General features: G+C 65.1%; 1 protein-coding gene. It reads left to right on the top strand.

Annotated elements, in window-relative coordinates:
• On the top strand, positions 1 to 378 hold a 378-nt coding region (locus KPG66_RS17455; RefSeq protein ID WP_237071691.1), incomplete at both ends, for an AMP-binding enzyme.

The following is a 378-nucleotide window of genomic DNA, read 5'->3' as shown; positions in this document are numbered from 1 at the left end:
CGCACCCGCAGGTGCGTGATGCGGTGGTGCTCGCATGCGGTGAGGGCTCGGATAAGCGGCTAGTTGCCTATGTGCAGGCCGAAGCGGACGAGCCACTGGCGAGCACACTGCGCGCGCAGGTAGCGGCGAGCCTACCCGAGTATATGGTGCCCAGTGCATTCGTGCGACTCGATGCGTTTCCACTGACACCGAACGGCAAGCTCGATCGGCGTGCACTGCCCGCACCGGATGATGAGGCGCTGGCGCATCAAATGTATGTAGCGCCGCAAGGCGAGCTGGAGACGACGCTCGCGGCGATTTGGGCCGAACTATTGGGCGTCGAACGTGTGGGTCGGCACGACAGCTTCTTTGCGCTCGGGGGCCACTCGCTGCTGGCGG

This window comes from Mycetohabitans sp. B2, assembly GCF_021733735.1.
GTDB classification, from domain to species: Bacteria; Pseudomonadota; Gammaproteobacteria; order Burkholderiales; family Burkholderiaceae; genus Mycetohabitans; species Mycetohabitans rhizoxinica.
The sequence above is the reverse complement of the archived record's forward strand: the minus strand, read 5'-3'. Positions and strand labels throughout refer to the sequence as shown.